Annotated in this window: 21 protein-coding genes and 2 pseudogenes; 16 read left to right on the top strand and 7 right to left on the bottom strand. The window is 33.6% G+C overall.

Annotated elements, in window-relative coordinates; all coding sequences use genetic code 11:
- Positions 1–3: 3 nt before the first annotated feature.
- From MHB70_RS17080 to MHB70_RS17045, 8 genes and pseudogenes are all read left to right on the top strand, one after another.
- Positions 4–117 (top strand): annotated as a pseudogene (locus tag MHB70_RS17080) (GntR family transcriptional regulator); the annotation flags it as partial.
- A 225-nt stretch (positions 118–342) separates the two neighbouring features.
- Entirely contained in the window at positions 343–534 is a 192-nt protein-coding gene (locus tag MHB70_RS17075) for a hypothetical protein (RefSeq protein WP_000006467.1), read from the top strand.
- Between the two features lie 54 nt (positions 535–588).
- Positions 589–1,269 carry a bacillithiol biosynthesis deacetylase BshB2 gene (gene bshB2, locus MHB70_RS17070; protein WP_033658421.1) on the top strand — a complete coding sequence of 227 codons (681 nt, stop codon included), beginning with the start codon at positions 589–591 and terminating at the stop codon, positions 1,267–1,269.
- Between the two features lie 23 nt (positions 1,270–1,292).
- On the top strand, positions 1,293–2,066 hold the full coding sequence (locus MHB70_RS17065) for an alpha/beta fold hydrolase (protein ID WP_002048821.1): 774 nt from the start codon (positions 1,293–1,295) through the stop codon (positions 2,064–2,066).
- A 68-nt stretch (positions 2,067–2,134) separates the two neighbouring features.
- Entirely contained in the window at positions 2,135–3,568 is a 1,434-nt protein-coding gene (gene pdxR, locus MHB70_RS17060; RefSeq protein ID WP_000454969.1) for a MocR-like pyridoxine biosynthesis transcription factor PdxR, read from the top strand.
- A 33-nt stretch (positions 3,569–3,601) separates the two neighbouring features.
- Positions 3,602–3,958: a CidA/LrgA family holin-like protein gene (locus MHB70_RS17055; RefSeq protein ID WP_000878481.1), complete on the top strand. Its 357-nt coding sequence runs from the start codon at positions 3,602–3,604 to the stop codon at positions 3,956–3,958.
- A gap of 23 nt (positions 3,959–3,981) precedes the next feature.
- Positions 3,982–4,653 (top strand): LrgB family protein, encoded by a 672-nt coding sequence (locus MHB70_RS17050; protein WP_000242990.1) that lies wholly within the window; start codon positions 3,982–3,984, stop codon positions 4,651–4,653.
- 56 nt (positions 4,654–4,709) lie between these two features.
- The gene (locus tag MHB70_RS17045; protein ID WP_000214609.1) at positions 4,710–5,135 is read left to right on the top strand and encodes a YfmQ family protein; all 426 of its coding nucleotides are present in this window, start codon (positions 4,710–4,712) and stop codon (positions 5,133–5,135) included.
- 22 nt (positions 5,136–5,157) lie between these two features.
- Here the strand turns inward: MHB70_RS17045 and MHB70_RS17040 are convergent, their stop codons facing one another.
- Together MHB70_RS17040 and MHB70_RS17035 are read right to left on the bottom strand one after the other, a co-directional pair.
- Positions 5,158–5,559 (bottom strand): CBO0543 family protein, encoded by a 402-nt coding sequence (locus MHB70_RS17040; RefSeq protein WP_033661972.1) that lies wholly within the window; start codon positions 5,557–5,559, stop codon positions 5,158–5,160.
- Positions 5,534–6,712 (bottom strand): annotated as a pseudogene (locus tag MHB70_RS17035) (DUF2515 domain-containing protein). Before MHB70_RS17035 ends, MHB70_RS17040 begins: the two are co-directional and overlap by 26 nt.
- 415 nt (positions 6,713–7,127) lie before the next feature.
- Here MHB70_RS17035 and MHB70_RS17030 point away from each other — a divergent pair.
- The 4 genes from MHB70_RS17030 to MHB70_RS17015 are packed head-to-tail and all read left to right on the top strand — an operon-like array spanning position 7,128 to position 10,482.
- On the top strand, positions 7,128–8,114 hold the full coding sequence (locus MHB70_RS17030) for a UDP-N-acetylglucosamine 4,6-dehydratase family protein (protein ID WP_061529801.1): 987 nt from the start codon (positions 7,128–7,130) through the stop codon (positions 8,112–8,114).
- Entirely contained in the window at positions 8,111–9,022 is a 912-nt protein-coding gene (locus MHB70_RS17025) for an NAD-dependent epimerase/dehydratase family protein (protein ID WP_061529800.1), read from the top strand. Before MHB70_RS17030 ends, MHB70_RS17025 begins: the two co-directional genes overlap by 4 nt.
- Complete coding sequence (locus MHB70_RS17020; protein WP_002093408.1) at positions 9,019–9,369, top strand: DUF6572 domain-containing protein; 351 nt, start codon at positions 9,019–9,021, stop codon at positions 9,367–9,369. The genes MHB70_RS17025 and MHB70_RS17020 overlap by 4 nt, the downstream gene beginning before the upstream one ends.
- Positions 9,370–9,417: 48 nt before the next feature.
- The gene (locus MHB70_RS17015) at positions 9,418–10,482 is read left to right on the top strand and encodes an undecaprenyldiphospho-muramoylpentapeptide beta-N-acetylglucosaminyltransferase (RefSeq protein WP_001035077.1); all 1,065 of its coding nucleotides are present in this window, start codon (positions 9,418–9,420) and stop codon (positions 10,480–10,482) included.
- A gap of 104 nt (positions 10,483–10,586) precedes the next feature.
- Here the strand turns inward: MHB70_RS17015 and MHB70_RS17010 are convergent, their stop codons facing one another.
- Positions 10,587–13,307 (bottom strand): sensor domain-containing protein, encoded by a 2,721-nt coding sequence (locus MHB70_RS17010; protein ID WP_000773578.1) that lies wholly within the window; start codon positions 13,305–13,307, stop codon positions 10,587–10,589.
- Positions 13,308–13,742: 435 nt separating this feature from the next.
- Between MHB70_RS17010 and MHB70_RS17005 the strand changes: the two genes are divergently transcribed.
- From MHB70_RS17005 to MHB70_RS16995, 3 genes are all read left to right on the top strand, one after another.
- Positions 13,743–14,546, top strand: a complete 804-nt coding sequence (locus MHB70_RS17005) for an alpha/beta fold hydrolase (RefSeq protein ID WP_000882567.1) — start codon at positions 13,743–13,745, stop codon at positions 14,544–14,546.
- A gap of 108 nt (positions 14,547–14,654) precedes the next feature.
- Positions 14,655–15,230, top strand: a complete 576-nt coding sequence (locus MHB70_RS17000; RefSeq protein WP_000102868.1) for a histidine phosphatase family protein — start codon at positions 14,655–14,657, stop codon at positions 15,228–15,230.
- Between the two features lie 325 nt (positions 15,231–15,555).
- Entirely contained in the window at positions 15,556–15,873 is a 318-nt protein-coding gene (locus MHB70_RS16995) for a hypothetical protein (RefSeq protein ID WP_000738320.1), read from the top strand.
- A gap of 119 nt (positions 15,874–15,992) precedes the next feature.
- On the opposite strand, the gene MHB70_RS16990 is transcribed toward MHB70_RS16995, so the two are convergent.
- On the bottom strand, positions 15,993–16,637 hold the full coding sequence (locus tag MHB70_RS16990; RefSeq protein WP_001241268.1) for a YczE/YyaS/YitT family protein: 645 nt from the start codon (positions 16,635–16,637) through the stop codon (positions 15,993–15,995).
- A gap of 196 nt (positions 16,638–16,833) precedes the next feature.
- On the opposite strand from MHB70_RS16990, the gene pepT reads away from it, so the two are divergent.
- Positions 16,834–18,066 (top strand): peptidase T, encoded by a 1,233-nt coding sequence (pepT, locus tag MHB70_RS16985; protein WP_000807008.1) that lies wholly within the window; start codon positions 16,834–16,836, stop codon positions 18,064–18,066.
- 39 nt (positions 18,067–18,105) lie between these two features.
- Here pepT and MHB70_RS16980 read toward each other — a convergent pair whose 3' ends face one another.
- The 3 genes from MHB70_RS16980 to MHB70_RS16970 are packed head-to-tail and all read right to left on the bottom strand — an operon-like array spanning position 18,106 to position 20,121.
- Complete coding sequence (locus MHB70_RS16980; RefSeq protein ID WP_000123491.1) at positions 18,106–19,017, bottom strand: DNA-3-methyladenine glycosylase 2; 912 nt, start codon at positions 19,015–19,017, stop codon at positions 18,106–18,108.
- The gene (locus tag MHB70_RS16975; RefSeq protein WP_001089819.1) at positions 19,014–19,544 is read right to left on the bottom strand and encodes a methylated-DNA--[protein]-cysteine S-methyltransferase; all 531 of its coding nucleotides are present in this window, start codon (positions 19,542–19,544) and stop codon (positions 19,014–19,016) included. The genes MHB70_RS16980 and MHB70_RS16975 overlap by 4 nt, the downstream gene beginning before the upstream one ends.
- Positions 19,525–20,121: a bifunctional transcriptional activator/DNA repair enzyme AdaA gene (locus tag MHB70_RS16970; protein ID WP_000551292.1), complete on the bottom strand. Its 597-nt coding sequence runs from the start codon at positions 20,119–20,121 to the stop codon at positions 19,525–19,527. Before MHB70_RS16970 ends, MHB70_RS16975 begins: the two co-directional genes overlap by 20 nt.
- Positions 20,122–20,161: the final 40 nt, after the last annotated feature.

Genomic DNA, 20,161 nt, shown 5'->3' with positions numbered 1-20,161 from the left:
ACGTCACTTCTTATTGAAAATACAGTTTTTCTTGTAAATGGAACAATTTTCGAGCTATCGCAATCAATGTTTCATTATGAAAAGACGAAACTTTTAAATCGAATTCATTTCAAGTGAAAAATGAATACAAATAACCTTTTGAAAAAGCGACTGATCTAAGTGATTAGTTGCTTTTTATTTTGAAGTGGATGAGCAAAAAAACATAAAAGTGGTTGGTCCGTTTTTTACAAACATCCATTATGATAGGAGAAGAAAGGTAGTATTTTATTGATGCTTTAAAGAGGAAGTTTTTTATTGAAGTTCTTAATTAAAATAGACTAGCCTTAGAGAGGTGAAAATACAATGAGTTTTGCAATTTCACTAGTAGTTATTATTGTAATTGTATCGCTGTTTGGGACCGTACTAGTTGCACGAAATGTGGAGGAGAATTACGGCAAGTCTACAAAGAGAAATGTGAAAAACTTATCGACTATCTATATTATCCTTCTTTTCGTTCTACTTGTTGGGGTAACGTGGTATGCGGTAGTGATTTAATAACTTTTTAAAGGAACACATTTACATTGTGTATGATGGAGGAGTAGCACTTTGATAAAAAATGAGCGCCACGTTTTAATTGTTTTTCCGCATCCAGATGATGAATCATATTGCGTGGCTGGAACAATTTTAGCTTATGCTCAGCAGAATGTTTCTCTTACGTATGTTTGTTTAACGCTTGGCGAAATGGGGAGAGCGATGGGAAACCCTCCTTTTGCAACACGTGAATCATTATATGCTATAAGAGAGAAAGAACTAAAGAGCGCAACTAATATTTTAGGGATTAAAGATTTACGTATGATGGGATATCGTGATAAGACGCTTGAATTTGAAACTCCTGGAGAATTAAGAAGTGTAATACAAAATTGTGTGGAAGAATTGAATCCTTCGTTAGTCATTTCTTTTTATCCGGGATATGCAGTTCATCCAGATCATAATGCAACAGGAGAAGCAGTAGCCAGGGCGTTAGCTAATATTCCGGAAAATAAGAGGCCAACATTTTATGCTGTAGCTTTTTCAAATAATCATGAAGCAGAAATAGGGCCACCAAGTTTTAAAAATGGAGTAAAAGAATATGTTCCAAAAAAGTTGGACGCATTGCAAGCACATGCATCACAATTTGCGACTAAGGTAGCGGAACTGAAAAGAGAGTATGAAGATGGTGTTCCGGAAACAGTCGAGTGGTTAGAGAGAGAACCGTTTTGGATATACCCGTTCAAAGATAAAAATAAGTGATGCTATAGCTGAAGGTGATGAATATGTATTTTGAATATAAGAATCGAAAGGTTTTTTATAATATAGAAGGATCGGGTCCCGTCATATTGTTTTTACACGGTCTTGGAGGAAACGCAAATAATTGGTTATATCAAAGGCGATATTTCAAGGGGAATTGGACAGTGATTTCAATAGATTTACCTGGGCATGGGAAATCTGAAGGACTAGAAATTAACTTTAAAGAATACGCAAATGTTTTGTATGAGTTATGCAATTATTTAAAGCTACAAAAAGTAGTCATTTGTGGTCTTTCAAAAGGGGCTAGAGTAGGAATTGATTTTGCTATACAATATCCAAGCTTTGTTTCTAGCTTAATTGTTGTAAATGCATTTCCTTATTTGGAACTAAAGGATCGTAAAGAGCGACTTGAAGTATATGATTTACTTAGCTTACAGGATAACGGAAAAACATGGGCGGATACATTATTGAAGGCGATGGGAGTAGCAGATAATGAAGGGATTGTCCGGGGATTTTATCAATCTTTACAGTCTATTAACCCATTGCATATTCAAAGATTATTTGCTGAATTAGTTGATTATGATCAGAGACCGTTTCTTGCAAATGTTTCATGTCCTGTTTTAATAATAAGAGGGGGAAATGATGATTTTGTCCCTGAGAAATATGTAAGAGAGTTTGAAATACATTTAAAAAATACGACTTTCATTGAGTTTGAAAATAGTGGACATTTACCTTATTTAGAGCAGCCAACTAGCTTTAATATGACGGTAGAAACATTTTTAAATCATGCGCTTAATTAATACGATTGTTACAGTAAATACTGTTATTAATGAGTAAAGGATAGTTCGTTTTGAGAGGAGGGAACTAGATGGAATGGAAACCAAATCGTGCAGATAAGACACCCGTATATAAACAAATTGCTGATTATATTGAAAGGGGTATTTCTTCAGGTGAATTTCCTTCTGATAGCAAGTTACCTTCTGAGCGTATGCTAGCAAAGGAATTACAAGTGAACCGGAGCACAATAGTAGCTGCATATGAAGAGTTAAAATCACTTGGAGTAGTAGAACGGCAAAAAGGAAGCGGAACTCGGGTGAATACAGACATATGGGGTGTGTCACATAAACGAATACCGAACTGGGGGAGGTACGTTGAGGATGGATCGTTCTTACCTAACGTACCACTTGTTCAACAAATTCGAACGGAAACACAAAAAGATGACTTAATTAATTTAGCGAGTGGAGAATTGTCACCAGAATTAATTCCGAGCGATAGATTTCGAACGATTTTGTCGGAGAAAACATTTATGGAAAACCTCGGTTATGACCATCCACTTGGAAATGAGATGTTGAGAAAAACAATTGCAGTACATGTTCAGCAATACAAACAAATTGAATCAGAATCAAGCTCGATTCTGATTACATCTGGAGCACAACAGGCACTTAATCTTATCGTTCAATGCTTATTAAAACCGGGCGATGCCATTGCAATTGAAGATCCTTCGTATTGTTTCTCGCTTCCCATGTTTAAATCGGCCGGTTTAAATATATTCCATTTACCTGTTGATGAGCATGGAATGAATCCAGATGACTTAATCGATTTGCACAAAAAGCATCGTATTCGTATGGTGTTTTTGAATCCGGATTATCAAAATCCGACGGGCACTGTGCTTTCGTTAGCGAGGCGTAAAAAGATTTTAGAACTGTCTTCTGAATTCGGTATACCGATTGTAGAGGATGATCCATATAGTTTAACTTCTTTTAATGGAGAAGTGAATCCAACATTAAAATCAATGGATCAGAATGGGAATGTTCTTTATATAAGTTCATTATCAAAAATTGTTGCGTCAGGATTACGTATTGGCTGGGTAATTGGTCCTACGCGCGTAATAGAACGTTTAGCAGATGCGAAGCAACAAGTTGATTTTGGTCATAGTGTATTTACACAGTGGGTAGCAAATCAATTTTTAGAATCAGAAGATTTTCATACGCATATTACAATGCTTCGTGGACAATTGAAACAAAGAAGAGATGAGTTAATTAGAAAGCTTGAAGAAATATTAGGGGACCGCGTTGAATTTTTTGTTCCAGAGGGTGGAATACATGTATGGTGCAAAGTACAAGGAACGTTTGATGAATATCATTTATTAGGTGAATCTATACGGAATGGTGTAGCATTTGTCCCTGGAAGTGTTTTAGGTTCTAAAAGTGAATATATTCGTTTTACTTTTGGGAGAGTAAATGTAGAACAAATCCAACTTGGAATTACGAGGTTTGCGGAAACGCTAAACGAAATTTCATAATAGTGATGCGTAATATTGGAATGAGGGGAAGAAATGAAGTATGTGACGCTTTTACTTCAAGTAGGCGTGCTATATGTGTTTAGCTTAGCTGGTACGTGGATTCAGGGAATATTCCATCTATCGATGCCAGGAAGTTTAATAGGAATGTTAATGCTGTTTCTACTCCTTTCTACTCGTATTTTTCCATTAAAGTGGTTTGAGTTAGGGGCAGAAAAGTTAATCGTATTTTTACCGTTATTTTTAATTCCTTCGACAACAGGATTAATGGAATATGGATCTTTTCTTTTAAGTAAAGGAAGTATTATATTCCTTTTAGTTGTTGCAAGTACGGTAGTAACATTGATTGTTTCAGGGTATGTAAGTCAATTATTAGTAACATTCAAAAAATAAAATCGACAAGGTGCACGATTCAAATGGTCTTAATACTTATTACTGTAGTCATATATTTATTTGCGACAAAGCTGTATAAAAAATATACGTTTCCATTTATGTTACCAGTATTAACAGTTACAGCAACTATGATTTGCTTATTTCTGATGTTTGGCATTTCTCATCATGAGTATAAGGAAAATGGTGGGGACGTTCTTTCAGGCTTTTTGAGTCCTGCAATTGTAGCGTTAGCCATACCTCTATTTAAAGAACGAAAGATACTTATGAAAAACTTTTTATCGATACTTATTGGCGTATTGATAGGTATAGTGGCTTTAACGAGTATGAATGTAGTGATTGGTGGGATTTTGAATATAGATAAGGAATTTATACTAACCACTCTTCCGCAATTAGCGACAATGCCAATTGCCATTTCATTAGCGGATCAAATTGGTGGTATTCCAACTATGACTTCTAGTTTTGTAGTTGTTGCAGGAATAACAGGTGCTATTATCGGACCGACAGTACTTAAGTTTTTCCGGATAACAAGTACGATTGGAAAAGGAGTGGGGATGGGTTGCGCATCACATATTATCGGTGTGAGTCGACTCGTGAAGGAAGGCGAGAAAGAAGCGACTATCGGTTCAGTAACGATGATTGTAACAGGAATACTCATTAGTATATTAATACCTTATGGAACGAAATTTATATTTTAAAAGTTGTAATAAGAAGTATAATGCTACTTATTTTAAAATGTATGGAGATGATAAAAGTGACAACATGGTTTATAGTTACATTATTTATTTTTGGTGCCATTAAAGTTCTAGTTTCTAGTATGCCAACTTCTGTTGTAGAATCCATTATTAGTAGATTTGAATTACATCAAAAACTTGATGAAGAACATACGACTGTATCGCTAGATGGAAAGAATATAGAGGGCGAAATGAAACTGCAAGTTATAAATGATTTTAACGAGGCTTTATTTTTAGATAAACATTATTTTCCGCCACAAGGTGAAGGCACGCCGATAATCATTGAAACGAAAAAAGGAAAAAGAGTAATTACGTTATCGATATATAGTTATGAAGAACATGTTGATGTAATAAGGCAATATAAGAAGAAAGTTGTTGCCTATCGTTTACGTTCTAAAAGTCTTCAAACGTTTGCACCATTAGCAGTAACTGAAGAGTATGCTTAAGAAGAGACCTATAATGGTCTCTTTATTTTTGTATCCAATTATATACTTTCCAAATAAAAGAAAGGAACACCATATAACCAAATAAAGAATATGTATGGTTCCAGTCTGCACTATGTATAAATAAACCTAAACCTTCAGCAACTTGTTCAAAAATGCTAGCACAAATACCTATGGAAATAATAAATATAGTTCTAGAAACGGCAGATAATGTTTTTGAAATTTGTATGAAAATGATTGTTAAAATCGGTAGTACAAACAACGTAAAGCCAATGTTAACTGAAAATATGGATGGGAAGGGCCTAACTGGAAAGAAATATATGTGCTTATGGACAAAGAAAGCATCTAAGTAAGTTCCGATAATTGAAGAGAGTAAGATTGTAACTGTTAATGCTAGAAAATTATTCTTCTTCTCGAAGGAGGACATTTTTCTTTGCGAGAATTGCCAGTTCAATTTTTTCGAGTGTTTTGCAGTAGTCTTCTGTAATTTTTCCATTCATATTTTCCTCCTTATCCACTAAGTAATTTACAACTTGCCAGTCCGTAAACCAATCTTCACTTTCAACTTCTTCATGCTTCATATCTCGCCATGCATAGATGAGTGCAGGGCTGTATATACGATATGCGCCACTACGCAACTGGCATTTCTTTATTCGGCGTTTATAAAACTCACGGGAAAAAGATTCATTTACACTTGAAAATAAATGAGGCCAGTAATCTTTCCTTGAGCCTGTATGTGGATGATGCTCGGCCCAATATATGATTTGAGATAAAATATGTGTATCTCGAAATAATAATGAATACAACCTTTTTCCAATTAAGATTCGTTCATGCAAGGAAGTAAAATGTTTCATTGTATCGCCAATTAATAAAGTTTTTTGATTTGTATTATTTTCGTAGAAAGGGAAAAGGATATGATTAAACTGAAAGAAATCAAAGAGTTTAAATCCGATACTATTGAGTACGGTCTTTTGAAAGTGTGCATTTTGAATCACTCTTTTTTCTAAGTAGTTTTGCTCATTAATAATAGTTGCGATTGCTAATGTTTTTTTGTTCCCAGTTTTCCAAAAATCGTTCCACATCGTTTCCATAAATGTAGAAACATTTAGGTGAGGGAGAAGATGAAATAGCTTTTTTGCTTTTTTAACACTTTGTTCATAAAGTAAAAATTGAGGATATACATCTTGAAAAATGAGCCAATTCCCTCTTTCTAAAAAAGAAAAAAATGTAATTTGATCTTGCTCTGATAAAAGTTTCGTATATAAGTCTCCTTTTAAATCAGTCATATTCCAACCACCGTTACGTGATACCATATGTCCAAGTAGTGCCCAATGTATTTCTGGATATCGAATGTAAAATTGGTAGTACGCGCGTGTTCTCGTAACATTATTTTTATTTAGTTGTTCTGTCTGTATTTTTATATTGTTGATGATGAATTGCTCTTCTTTCGTTAATGTATACATGGTGTCAGAATGAATGAGTTTGCTTTTTTGTTTCAATTAATTTTTTACATCAAATAGGGAGAGAGGCAGTGCTTTGGAAGGTCCGTTATATGTATGATTTGAATTGCTTCGGTCCATTCCGTTACCTCCCTTTTTCATAAGTTTAAACGTGATTATTGGCTATGAATCATTCTATTTATCCCGCTATTTGCCGGGCAGTAAGATCCCCACCTCAAAATTCAGCGGAAGCAAAGAAGTTCAGTGGAGGTCGGGCTGTCCCCCCACTAAATAAAGTTTCACTTTATTTTATTACGAGTATAAGAAATAAATGAGCGGTGTTTTTTACAAGGAATTTATTTATCATGCAAATAGTATAAAAAATCTTACCGTTATGAAGTGAAATAAAAAACAGAAACTATGCTTAATAGTTTCTGTTTTTTTATTTTGTCAATTTAATGTAACAAATGACAATTATGATTTGAATCAATTGAAAATAATTCAATAGCTTTTAATAAATACAATTTTTATGAAATGTACAGCAGGAGGAAAAGAAATGCTTAATAAAATAATTTTAATTACTGGTGGTACAGGTTCGTGGGGACATGAACTTATAAAACAATTATTAGAAAAATCACCGAAAGAAATTAGAGTTTTTTCAAGGAATGAAACGGTTCAGTTTGAAATGCAGCAACAGTTTATAAATGAAACTAGATTAAAATTTATCATTGGAGATATTCGTGATAAAGACCAACTCGTCTATGCTTGCCAAGATGTACATTATGTATTCCATCTTGCAGCTTTAAAACATGTTCCAGTATGTGAGTATTATCCTTATGAAGCTATAAAAACAAATATACATGGTACGCAAAATGTAATTGAAGCATCTATCCAGATGCAAGTTGAGAAAGTTATATATGTTTCAACAGATAAAGCGGCGGATCCATCAAATACGTATGGGATGACAAAAGCAATTGGTGAAAAATTAATGGTTCATGCGAATGTGCAAACGCAGAAAACAAAATTCATTTGTGTTCGTGGTGGAAATGTTTTAGGGACGAGCGGAAGTGTAGTGCCGCTTTTTAAAAAGCAAATTAAGAAGTCTTCACAAATAGGAATTACCGATGTAAATATGACTAGATTTTTCTTAACGATTGAAGATGCTGTTCGGTTGTTATTTAAAGCAGCATTTGACGGAAGAGGAGGGGAAATCTTTGTCATGAAAATGCCGGCATGTAAAATTACAGATTTAGCAAAGGTGTTGATCGAAGATTCGAAAAAAGAATACGTGAAGATAAAAGAAGTAGGGATAAGGCCAGGTGAAAAATTAAGTGAAATGCTTTTATCTGAAGTAGAGAGTAAAACAAGTATAAGTTTTGATCAAAATTATTTTGTGGTACTACCGACTATTCCTATAGAGGGACTTCAAGAATATTATGCTAGTTATCCGCTTGTGGATGTGAAGAGTTTTAGTTCTCAACAAGACTTACTTGCAAAAGATGAGGTGAGACAAATGCTATTAAAGGGAGGATTTCTACGATGAAAAAAAATGCAAGCCTTTTAATAACTGGTGCAAATGGTTTCACAGGTAGACATGCTTGCCAATATTTTTTAGAGCAGGGCTTTCATGTAATTCCTATGTTTCAAAACCGTCCACATAGAGAAAACATCGGAAATAGTATTACTTGTGATTTAACTAATAAGAGCGAAGTAATGAAGGTAATGAAACAAATAAAACCAGACTATGTATTGCATTTAGCAGGAAGAAATTCAGTTATAGAGTCTTGGACAGCTTCTCTTGAATACATGGAGATTAATGTAATAGGGACTTTGTATTTATTAGAAGCGATTAAGCAGGAAGCTTCGCATTGTAAAACATTAGTTATAGGATCTGCATTGCAAGCAGATAGTATGAATAACATAAAAGTTTCAAATCCATATAGTTTAAGTAAAACGATGCAAGTCATTATTGCAGAGGCTTGGGGCGGATTAATGGATTCAAATATTATCATTGCAAAGCCCTCAAACTTAATTGGTCCAGGAGAATCGAATGGCATTTGTTCGATTCTCGCAAAAAAAATGATAGATATAGAATCGGGTAGGAGTAAAGCGATTATTGAAGTAAGCAGTTTGAAAGATAGTAGGGATTTTCTAGATGTACGTGATGCGGTTAAAGCGTATCATGTGTTATTACGTAATGGTATAAATGGGAAACAATATAATATTGGATCAGGAGTGAGACGATCTTTATTAGATGTACTAGAACAATATAAAAGATTAACACAGCTCCATTTTACTATAAAAGAAACAGAGAATAGTGGAAGCAGCTTAAATGAGAGCTTAGTAATAGAGGATATAAAAAAGTTAGGTTGGATCCCAGAAATTCAATTTCATCAATCATTAAAAGATGTACTTGAATATGCGAAGTGCAGTGACATCTGCATGCAATGAAAAATAAAAAAGGGTGTAAGAAGTATATGAATGTGAATGGTTATGAAGCAATAAATAATCAAAATACACTATTTCTTTCGATTGTCGATACGCTGGATTGGAAAGATGAAGAAGCGCATGTTTTGCACATCTATGAGGCGATAAATAAATGTCGAGCATACGTGGAAAAGGTTAATCGGAAAAATCCAGCAGTAGAGACGGGAATTAGGCCTGTAATCCAAGTCTTTACTCAGTGTGAATGTAGTGAGTATGGAAATGATTTTTATGAACTCATCAAAGATCTTTTGCAAGATATAGGATTTGAGTTAAATATTTATATAAATAATAGTAAGTTTACTTACATGTAATAGATTGATATAAAGCAAGATTTTTAATGATAAAGGTGGATATAAGTTATGAATAAAAAGATTCTCTTTACTGGGGGCGGTACAGCAGGACACGTTATGATTAATATGGTATTGATTCCTAAATTTATGGAAAAAGGATGGGGAGTTGAGTATATTGGATCTCAAAATGGAATTGAAAAGTTATTAGTTCAAAATGTTAAGTACAATAGTATTTCAACGGGGAAGCTTCGGAGATATTGGGATTGGGAGAACTTTAAAGATCCTTTTAAAATTATAAAAGGCTGCTTACAAAGTTATAAATTAATTAAGAAAGTGAAGCCAGACGTTATCTTTTCGGCAGGAGGATTTGTTTCAGTTCCTGTAGTTATAGGGGCATGGTTAAATCATGTACCAATCGTAATACGTGAGCCAGACAGTACGTTAGGGTTAGCAAATAAAATAGCATTGCCTTTTGCTACAAAACTATGCACAACATTTCCTCATACAGGGGAGAATGTAAGTAACGAGAAAAAAGTTTATGTAGGACCAATTGTAAGGGAAGAAATTGAGAGAGGTAGCGTATTACGAGGAAGAAGTTATTGTGAATTTCAGCAAGATAAGCCAGTATTGTTAATTATGGGTGGGAGTCAAGGGGCTAAGTGGATAAATGATATGGTAAGGAAAAGTTTAGATACATTATTATTAAGTTTTAATATTGTTCATATGTGCGGTAAAGGAAAGGTAGATTCATCTATTGGCATGGAAGGTTATATGCAATTTGAATATATAGGGGAAGAATTGCCGCATATATTGAATATGGCAAGTGTTGTCGTTTCCAGAGCGGGTTCTACTGCTATTTCTGAATTGTTATTTTTGAAGAAACCGATGTTGCTTATCCCGTTAACTAACGGTTCCAGTAGAGGGGATCAAGTTTTAAATGCTGACTATTTTTCTAGGCAAGGGTATGCGGAAGTCTTACTTCAAGACAGAGCAAGTAATAGTGCATTTACACATGCAGTAAACCGGCTATATGCAAATAAGGAGAGATATGTTCAAAACATGAATGGATATAAGAAAACAAATGATGAGGGGATTCATCAATTAATAGATTTAATAAATGAAGTGGTGAAATAATAGAAAGTTAAATAGAAAAACAAAAGGAAAGAAGGTATCTTCTTTCCTTTTGTTTTTCAAATTCATTATTATGTAGCCTATTATATTCTGTATAGAGCTATATACTATAGACGAATACCGTTTTTTAACAGCTTAGTAAATGCATTAGAATAAATAGGTTTACTGTAATAGTAACCTTGAATAAACTGACATTTATTTTTTTGAAGGAAATTCACGTGTTCTTTCGTTTCTACACCTTCAGCGATAACCGACATCTCTAATGTATGTGCTAATGTGATGATTGTTTTAATGATTTCCATTCCATCTTCACACGTTTCAGACATTGTCATAAATTCCCTCGGGATTTTTAAAGTATCGATTGGATATAAAGGTAAGTAAGCAAGCGAAGAATAGCCTGTACCAAAGTCGTCGATTGAAATGTGAATTCCTAAATTTTTTAGTGTACGCAGTTTTATTAATGTTTCTCTTTCATCCATCATTGCAATTCGTTCTGTTAATTCAAGATCGAGAGAACTTGCTGGTAAGCCTGTAGTTGCTAAAGTAAATGAAATAGACTTTACAAAATCTTCTTGTTCAAATTCTTTAGCAGATAAATTTACTCCTATTTTTAAATGAGAATACCCGAGTACATGCCAACGTTTCATTTGCTCACAAGCTTGTTGTAATGTCCATTTTCCTATTGGAATAATTTGTAGTGTTTCTTCAGCAATAGGAATAAATTCGTATGGAGAAATAACACCTAATTCGGGATGGTTCCATCTGATCAAAGCTTCAGCACCGATAATTTTGTTAGATTCACTGTCAACTTGAGGTTGATATAAAAGGAATAATTCTTCATTTTGAAGTGCATTTGGTAAATCTTTCTCTAATCGTAATCGTCTTTCAATTTTTTTAGCGATTACATCGTCATAAATAGAGACTGAATTAAGCTCTTTTTCTTTCGCATCATACATTGCGACATTAGCATTTTTCAAAAGTGTAGAGGCATCGATTCCAGAATGTGGATAAATAGCGATACCAATACTAAGTGATACATTTAATTTTTGTTCATGTATGACAAATGGTTTTTTCATACTTTCAAATAATTCGTTACATAACTGGAATAAGGAATCATGGTCAGTATAGTTTTCAATTAAGATTGTGAATTCATCGCCACCGATTCTTGATACATAAGTATGTGATGGAAGACATGATTGGAATCGCTGTGCCACTTCTTCTAATATGTAATCACCTGACGAATGCCCAAGTGTATCGTTAATTGCTTTAAAGCGGTCTAAATCTAAATATAATAATGCGAACTCACTATTTATTGTTTGAGCATTCTTTATAACTTTTCTTAATTTCTTATGGAAATAGGCTCGATTCCCAATTTTCGTTACAGCATCGTGGAATGCTAAATATTTTATTTCTTCTTGTTGTTTTTTTTGTGCGGTAATATCCTTTACCATAATATAGCTTCCTGAAATTTGTCCATTTATCATAATAGGGACGATGGTAACGTATAAAAAATAAATAAAACCATCTTTATATTGAGAACTAAGTTGTAAGGATGCCGATTTTTGTTGTTTAACTTTTTCTAATGCAGTTAACAGTTTGTGTTTATCTTCATCTAAAATGATCGAGAAACATGTCTCACCGAGTAACTCGTTTGTTGGTGCTCCGAGTAGGACGCTTCCTGCCTTATTTACATTTAAGAATACTCCATTTAAATCAATTGTAAAAATAGGGTCAGGGTGATATTCATATAATGATTCGAATTTTTGCTGTTTCTCAGATAGAGCCTCTGACTTATGGACTAAATCAGAAGTCCTTAAAGTAACTTTATCTTCAAGTTGAGCATTAAATGCTTGTAGACGTTTTGTTAGAGTAGCATTTTGCATACCCACAATAGAATGTCGAATAAGTACAAAAACAAAAGCGATACAATTTCCTGTAATGAGAGTGGAAGATGATGTTTGTTCTTTTAACGTAAACCCGATTAGTATTGCGACGGCAAGGTAGGGGAATACGACTAAAACTTTTTTCCCTAATTTAGGGTGTACAGTAAAATAATTTTTATTGCTATTATAATCGTCTGAAATGGAACCAGCTATTGCGATAAGTAATATAGGTACTCTATATAAAAGACGTAATAGCGTTATAGTATCATTTGCTAAATGGCTATATAGGTAGAAGTAAATATAGTTAAAAGTTGCAGAACTTATTAATACAAAAATAAAAATATAAATTTTCCGTTTGGAATTAAAAACAGTTGGGCGGAAAAAGAGACTAACACTTAGTAGAAGAAGTAATAGGTCTGCAATTGGATATAGAAAGGAAAGAAAAATATCTCCCAGTGAAAGGGAAAATATATTTAAATCTGGCTGATTAAATAAATACCATTCTAATGTGAATACGGAAATGAGTACTATGCATAGATCACAAATAAAGAATGCCTTTTCCCATTTGTTGCATTCTTTTAAGATTTTATAGCAGAAAGCGATAAGGCAGAAGACTAGAAAAAACATGTAAAACACATCAGAAACAGTAAAACGATGTATTGGAATCTCAAAAAACTTATCTTGATACGTATATACTATTTTTCCTAATAAAAAACTACCAATTGCTATTGTGATACATATCCAAAAAGGATTTGAACTAACTTTTTTAGAATATATAGAGTAAATTAGTGATACAAATGTAATGGCTTCAATGATGAGTGAAGCGAAGCGTACATTGAAATTTGAAAAATGAGTAGGGAACAGAAAGAAAAACATAAAATAGATTGAATAGCATACTAATGTTGTAATTAATATGCATAGTTGTAAATTTTTATTTAATTTCAATAAAATCACCTTCTTTAATTACGCACCATATTCGTAATATCTATACATAATAATATTACTTAAGGATTGTATCAGATTTCCATATAAAAAGCATGCTAATAAGAAAAGAATTGAAGAGTGTAATACTTCTTAAAATTGAAAAAGTATTGCGTTCAATAATTTTTAGTCTATAAGGAATATAGATAGAATTTGTATATTTAGTCATCCTTTAGATTTTAAAGGTTTTTTAGTGATTTGCAAGCAGAGATGCAACATTACATATAAAATGACAAGGGACTTCCTTCTAAGTTATAAAACGAAAGGGAAGACTTTCTGTTTTAAAATCTGAAAATTTATAATTGAAAATAAGTTCCGGGAAGTAATATGATAAGAAAGTATGATTTTGTGGGTTTGATAGTGTTGCCATTAAAACTATAAAAAGAGGGTGAACTTTTAATGTTATGTCGAATTAAAGATGCAGAAATATACTACGAAATTGTTGGAGAGGGGAAACCAGTCCTTATTATACATGGGTGTGCCCCTGATCATAGGTTAATGCAAAGATGTATGGAATCAGTATTTCAGAAATATGAAGGATATCAAAAAATTTATATTGATTTACCTGGCATGGGAAAATCGAACGCTCCAGATTGGATAAATAGTTCAGACCATATATTAGAAGTACTTATTGCATTTATTGAGGAGATTATTTCTACTGAAAAATTCTTATTGGTAGGAGAATCGTACGGAGGATATTTGGCTAGAGGGATACTCTCAAAGATGTCTGAGAAGGTGAATGGATTATTGTTAGTATGTCCTGTTGTTGTAGCACAACCAAAAGAAAGACTTTTACCGGATAAACAGGTACTTGTACGAGACGAGGAGTTTTTAAATACGCTCACTTCTATCGAAAGAGAAGAATTTTGCGATTTGGCAGTGGTAGCAAATGAATATACATATACACGATTCAAAGAAGAAATTAAGCCAGGATTAGATGTTGCTAATTATGAATTTATTGAAAGGTTGCAAAAGAATTACCCTCTTACTATAGATTTTCACCGTAAGAAATATGAGAAACCCGTTCTTTTATTAGCTGGAAGACAAGATATAACAGTAGGGTATCAAGATATTATAGGAATGATTGAAAATTATCCAAGAGCGACATTAGCTGTGTTAGACACGGCAGGACATAATTTGCAAATTGAACAGCCTGAACTATTTGAGAGTTTAGTAGGAGAGTGGATTAGAAGAACAACTTAGCAAAGTGTATAAAGTATATTAAAGGAGAATAAATTAATATTGCGATTACGCCTAAGTTTTTGGATGGGACAGATTAACGTGATGTATAAACAATCTTAAGGAGGAATTATGAGTACATTTATTTACATGGTTAGACATGGTGAATCACTTAAAATAGAGGGGAATGAAAGAACACGTGGATTAACTGAGAAAGGAAATTTAGATACTCATAGAGTAACTGAGATATTAAAAACAGAGGGAATTGATACTTTCATTTCAAGTCCGTATAAGAGAGCTATGTTAACGATAGAAGAGGCAGCTAATTTCTATGAAAAAGAAATAGTAGTATATGAAAATCTTAAAGAGTGTCGATTTGCAAGTGAGGATCAGATTATATTAGACAAAGAGGTGTATCCACTTGTAAAGAAGATGTTCTCTAATCCGGACTTTGCACGAACGGAAGGAGAGTCATATGCGGATTGCCAGAGAAGAGTAGTGAAAGTATTAAAAGAAATCTTAATGGGTTTTCAAGGGCGCAAAATTGTAATTGGTACACATGGGCTTGTCATGACATTGATGATGAACTATTTTGATAAGCAATATGGGCTTGAATTTTTAATGAATACAGCAAAACCGGATATATATAAGATGGAATTTAAAGAAGAACAATTAATGAATGTAGAGAGATTATGGAAAGCTGAATAAAATTGGTTGCATGGATTTTGCTGTAAAAGTTACTTTTATAGCAAAATCTTTTTTATTTGAATAGAAAGCATCTTTATCAACTATTTTTAGAATGTTACATCAATAAGTAATTATTCAGTGTTTGAATAAATTATGGGGGAATTGGTTTAGGGAAACAATTTTAAATGTGTCAAAACTCCAAACGTTGGATTTATATGCATTAGGAGAAAAAGATGTAGAATTTTGTCTTGTTGTACGTGTTTACTTTTTATTCCGTTACATATAGGCTTTGTGGTGTAAGGGGGAGACATCGCCTTTGCGCTAAATTTAGAAGGAGGTCATTGTGATGAAAAAGATGAAGAAATTTGCGGGAGTAGCTTTAGCGGGGACAATTGGATTAAGCGGACTACTTTTTTTAGAACCGAGTATAAGTGCTGCAGAAACATCGCAAGTGCAAGAGGAGAATGTTAATGCGATTCATGTAAAGATGAATCAAAGTGAGCATTATTTATTGAGTGGTAGAAGTATTGATGTTCTTTCGGGAGATAAAGAAGCAATTCAGCTAAATAAATATACAATTAGTTTTAGTAAACCTGGCGAGTATGTGATTAGGGTAAATGGTTGTGTTTATGACGATATCTATACTTTTACTGTGAGTGAGTAGTATATATTTTTATATTGTGAGATAAAAAAAGAAACACCCTATTTGCGGTGGGAATCGTAAATAGGGTGAATTATTTGTTAGAAAGTTAATGAAAAGAGCAATAGGTATTCAGTTGTATTTTATATATTTTCATTAATTTGCTCTTTATTTTTGTTATGTAAAGTATGTAAAAGTGTTTGAAATACTGTAAATGATTGCTGAAAGATTGGACTTTGAATAAAAGTGTATAGAAACGTTACGATGAAAACAGGACCTCCTAGCATATATCCAATAACTAATACAACGCATTCTACTATGATTCTAGCACGACTAATAGACAGTCCCGTTTTGTCGGAAATAGTAAGCATGAATCCATCGCGAGGTCCAGCGCCAATTCCAGCCGCAACATACATACCTCCCCCAATACCTGTGATTGCAATACCGGAAAATAAGATGAGTAAGTTTATCCATAAATAATGAGTAGCGTTTGGAAGGATATTTGATTGTAAGAAAAAGTCCATAATAGGACCGATAAGTAGTGCATTTAAAAATGTGCCCACGTTTATATATTTTCGATCTACTAGTAAAGAAATGAGAACGAGACATAATCCACATATGACACTCCACGTACCAATGGTCCATCCAAATCTTTGGTAGAGGGCCATATTTAAAACTTCCCACGGATGCAAACCGAGAAATTTAACTTTGACTGCAAGAGCGTTTCCAAGGCCAAAGAAAATTAATCCTAAGAAAAAAAGAAAATAGCGAAAGAGAGTTAGCCTCATCTTTAAAACCTCCCATATTTTATAATTATGTATGTTACCTGTTACGGTTTTAATGTACAAATATTATGTCTTTTTATCATTCGTTTAAAATTGTTAACAATGTAAATGAAATATACATCTTCACAGTCAAAAAAGTTAAAATATTTCGTTTTAAGGATTATAATGGAGAAAGAAACAGAAAAGGGAGTGAACGAACTTGAAACAAGAACTTATTGAAAGATTTACGAGATATGTAAAAATTGATACCCAATCAAATGAAGAAAGCCATACAGTACCAACAACACCCGGACAAATTGAATTTGGTAAGTTATTAGTTGAAGAGTTAAAAGAAATTGGGTTAACAGAAGTAACGATGGATGACAATGGTTATGTGATGGCAACACTTCCCGCTAATACGGACAAGGATGTGCCTGTAATCGGATTTTTAGCCCATTTAGATACGGCAACAGACTTTACAGGGAAAAACGTAAAACCACAAATTCATGAAAATTTTGATGGTCATGCAATTACGTTAAATGAAGAGTTAAATGTTGTATTAACACCAGAGCAGTTCCCGGAATTACCATCATATAAAGGTCATACGATTATTACAACTGATGGTACAACACTTCTAGGAGCAGATGATAAAGCTGGTCTTACAGAAATTATGGTTGCAATGAACTATTTAATACATAATCCGCAAATTAAGCACGGGAAAATAAGAGTAGCATTTACACCGGATGAAGAAATTGGTCGTGGGCCAGCGCATTTTGATGTAGAAGCGTTTGGTGCATCATTTGCTTACACGATGGATGGAGGTCCATTAGGTGGTTTAGAGTATGAAAGTTTTAATGCTGCAGGTGCTAAGTTAACGTTTAACGGAACGAATACACATCCTGGAACAGCGAAAAATAAAATGCGTAACGCAACTAAACTTGCTATGGAGTTTAATGGGCATCTACCGGTAGAAGATGCACCAGAATATACGGAAGGTTATGAAGGGTTCTATCATTTACTTTCTTTAAATGGTGATGTTGAGCAAAGTAAGGCGTATTACATTATTCGAGATTTTGATCGTGAAAATTTTGAGACACGTAAAAATAACGTTGAAAATATTGTGAAGCAAATGCAAGAGAAGTATGGGCAAGATGCGGTCGTTTTAGAAATGAATGATCAATATTATAACATGCTTGAAAAAATTGAACCGGTAAGAGAAATTGTTGATATTGCATATGAAGCGATGAAAAGTTTAAATATCGAACCGAACATTCACCCGATTCGCGGTGGAACAGATGGATCACAATTATCATATATGGGATTACCGACGCCAAATATTTTCACTGGTGGTGAAAACTACCATGGTAAATTTGAGTACGTTTCGGTAGATACTATGGAAAAAGCTGTTCAAGTTATTGTAGAAATCGCAAGACGATTTGAAGAACAAGCTTAGAAAAGAACCAAGTAGTACGAATGTGCTACTTGGTTCTTTTTAATATAGCACTCGCCACAAATAAAAAGTTGCATAAGATTCCCAATTTGTCCAGTTTGCCGCAAAGTCTTTTATTTCATTTTTAGTCGGTTTATTTTGGGAACCTGTAATAAATTTAATTGCATTATGCAGACCAACATCATCAATTGGAAAGGCTGAAGGGAAGCGTAAACAGCGCATTAAAACATAGTGGGCAGTCCACGGTCCTATACCATGGATAGCGGTTAATTGTTTTTCAGCAATTTTTACATCTTGTGTTTGTAGTAACGATTCTTTTGATAGTTTCCCTTCTGTAATAAGCTTCGCAATACCGATTAAATATTCACATTTTCTAGTCGTCATTTTTAATTTTTTAAGATCCTCTACATGTAAATTTGCAATTGTTTCAGGTGATGGGAATATCCTATGTTTTCTATCGTTCCATTCTACGTAACTTCCAAATTGTTCAACTAATCTTCTTTTTAGCGTATAAGCATATGCGAGGTTAATTTGTTGACCGATAATTCCCCAGGAAAGTGCTTCAAATAAATCTGGAATACCTAATGTGCGAAGCCCATAATAATCTTGAATAGGGCCTTGAAGGAGTGGATCATGTTTAGCTAATGTATAAAAAGGAGCTAAATCGGTAGTGAAATCAAACCACTCTATTACATAGTTAGCTACAGCATCACATACCCATTTTTCAGAGTTATAGGATTCTCCTAAAAAACGTATTTGAATATTTCCGTCAGTATTTATACTAATTTCAACTAAAGGGTTTACATGTTCAACAGGAATGACTTTATAAATTTTGTTATCTTCAATGTGAAACATACATTCATTGTTAGAACGTGATAGATAGCGTAAGTTTTCTTGGAAATTAAATTCTTTTGGAGCTGCTAAAGTCAATGCGTTATTATATTCTGCTGTCATATGAATTCCACCTGTAATTTTTCTAATGTGAGCAATTCTTTTTTCATTTCTAATCCGCCTCTAAAACCAGTTAGTTTTCCATCTTTTCCTATAACGCGATGGCAAGGAATCGTAATGAGAAGAGGGTTGGCGGCAATAGCAGAAGCAACGGCACGCACAGCTGTAGGTTTTTGAATTCTTTCTGCAATTTCTGAATAAGAATAGGTCTTCCCGTAAGGAATTTCACGTACCGTATTCCAAACGGATAATTGAAAAGCAGTTCCGTAAGCATCGATAGGGAAAGTAAAAGTTTCACGCTTGTTTTCTAAATACTCGATAATTTCTTTCGTATATGTTTGCATGTAATCTGGATTGCAAGTCAATATATGTTGGGGCTTTTTTTTTCTAGCCCATATATTTAGTTCTTCAAAGTTTGCGTCTTGTGATCCAATAAAACAAATTCCATTTTCAGTTGCCGCAATATGAAAGCACCAATTTTTATGTGTAAGTAGCGTCCAATATATAGATTTATTTTTGTAGGAATTCATTATTGTCTCCCTCTTTCATTACGTTCTTTTTTCGATATTCAGTAGGAGTAAATCCAGTTTTCGTTTTAAATAAAGTTGCGAAATACTCTTGGTTTTCTATCCCGACAGCAGTACTAATTTCCTTAACGGATTGCTTTGTATGTGAAAGATATTCCGTCGCTTTCACAATCCTGAATTGCTGTATATATTCCATTGGGCTAATTCCTGTTATTCTTTTGAAAGTGCGTTGTAAATGAAAGGGACTACCGTGGCACATTTCCGCCAGTATGTCGAGAGTTAATGCTTCGTCAAAATGCTTTGCAATATACTCTTTAATTTGTACTACCCACTCTTCATTTGGTAAAGTGATCCCATTTGGTTTACAACGTTTGCACGGACGAAAATTTTCATGCAATGCTTGTTCTGCATGAAGAAAAATTCGTACATTGTTTTGATTCGGTATTCTTGATTTACACGATGGTCGGCAAAAGATACCAGTTGATTTCACAGCATAAAAGAATTTGTTGTCATAGGAAGAATCATTATGAATAATTGCTTGCCAATACTCACTTGTTAACGTAAATCCTTCATTGTGCAAAGAACATCACCTCTGAAATTAGTATAACCTGAATAAAGTG

Source organism: Bacillus sp. FSL M7-1020, assembly GCF_038050415.1.
In the GTDB taxonomy this organism is placed as follows: Bacteria; Bacillota; Bacilli; order Bacillales; family Bacillaceae_G; genus Bacillus_A; species Bacillus_A toyonensis.
This window is presented reverse-complemented; position numbering and strand designations above follow the sequence as displayed.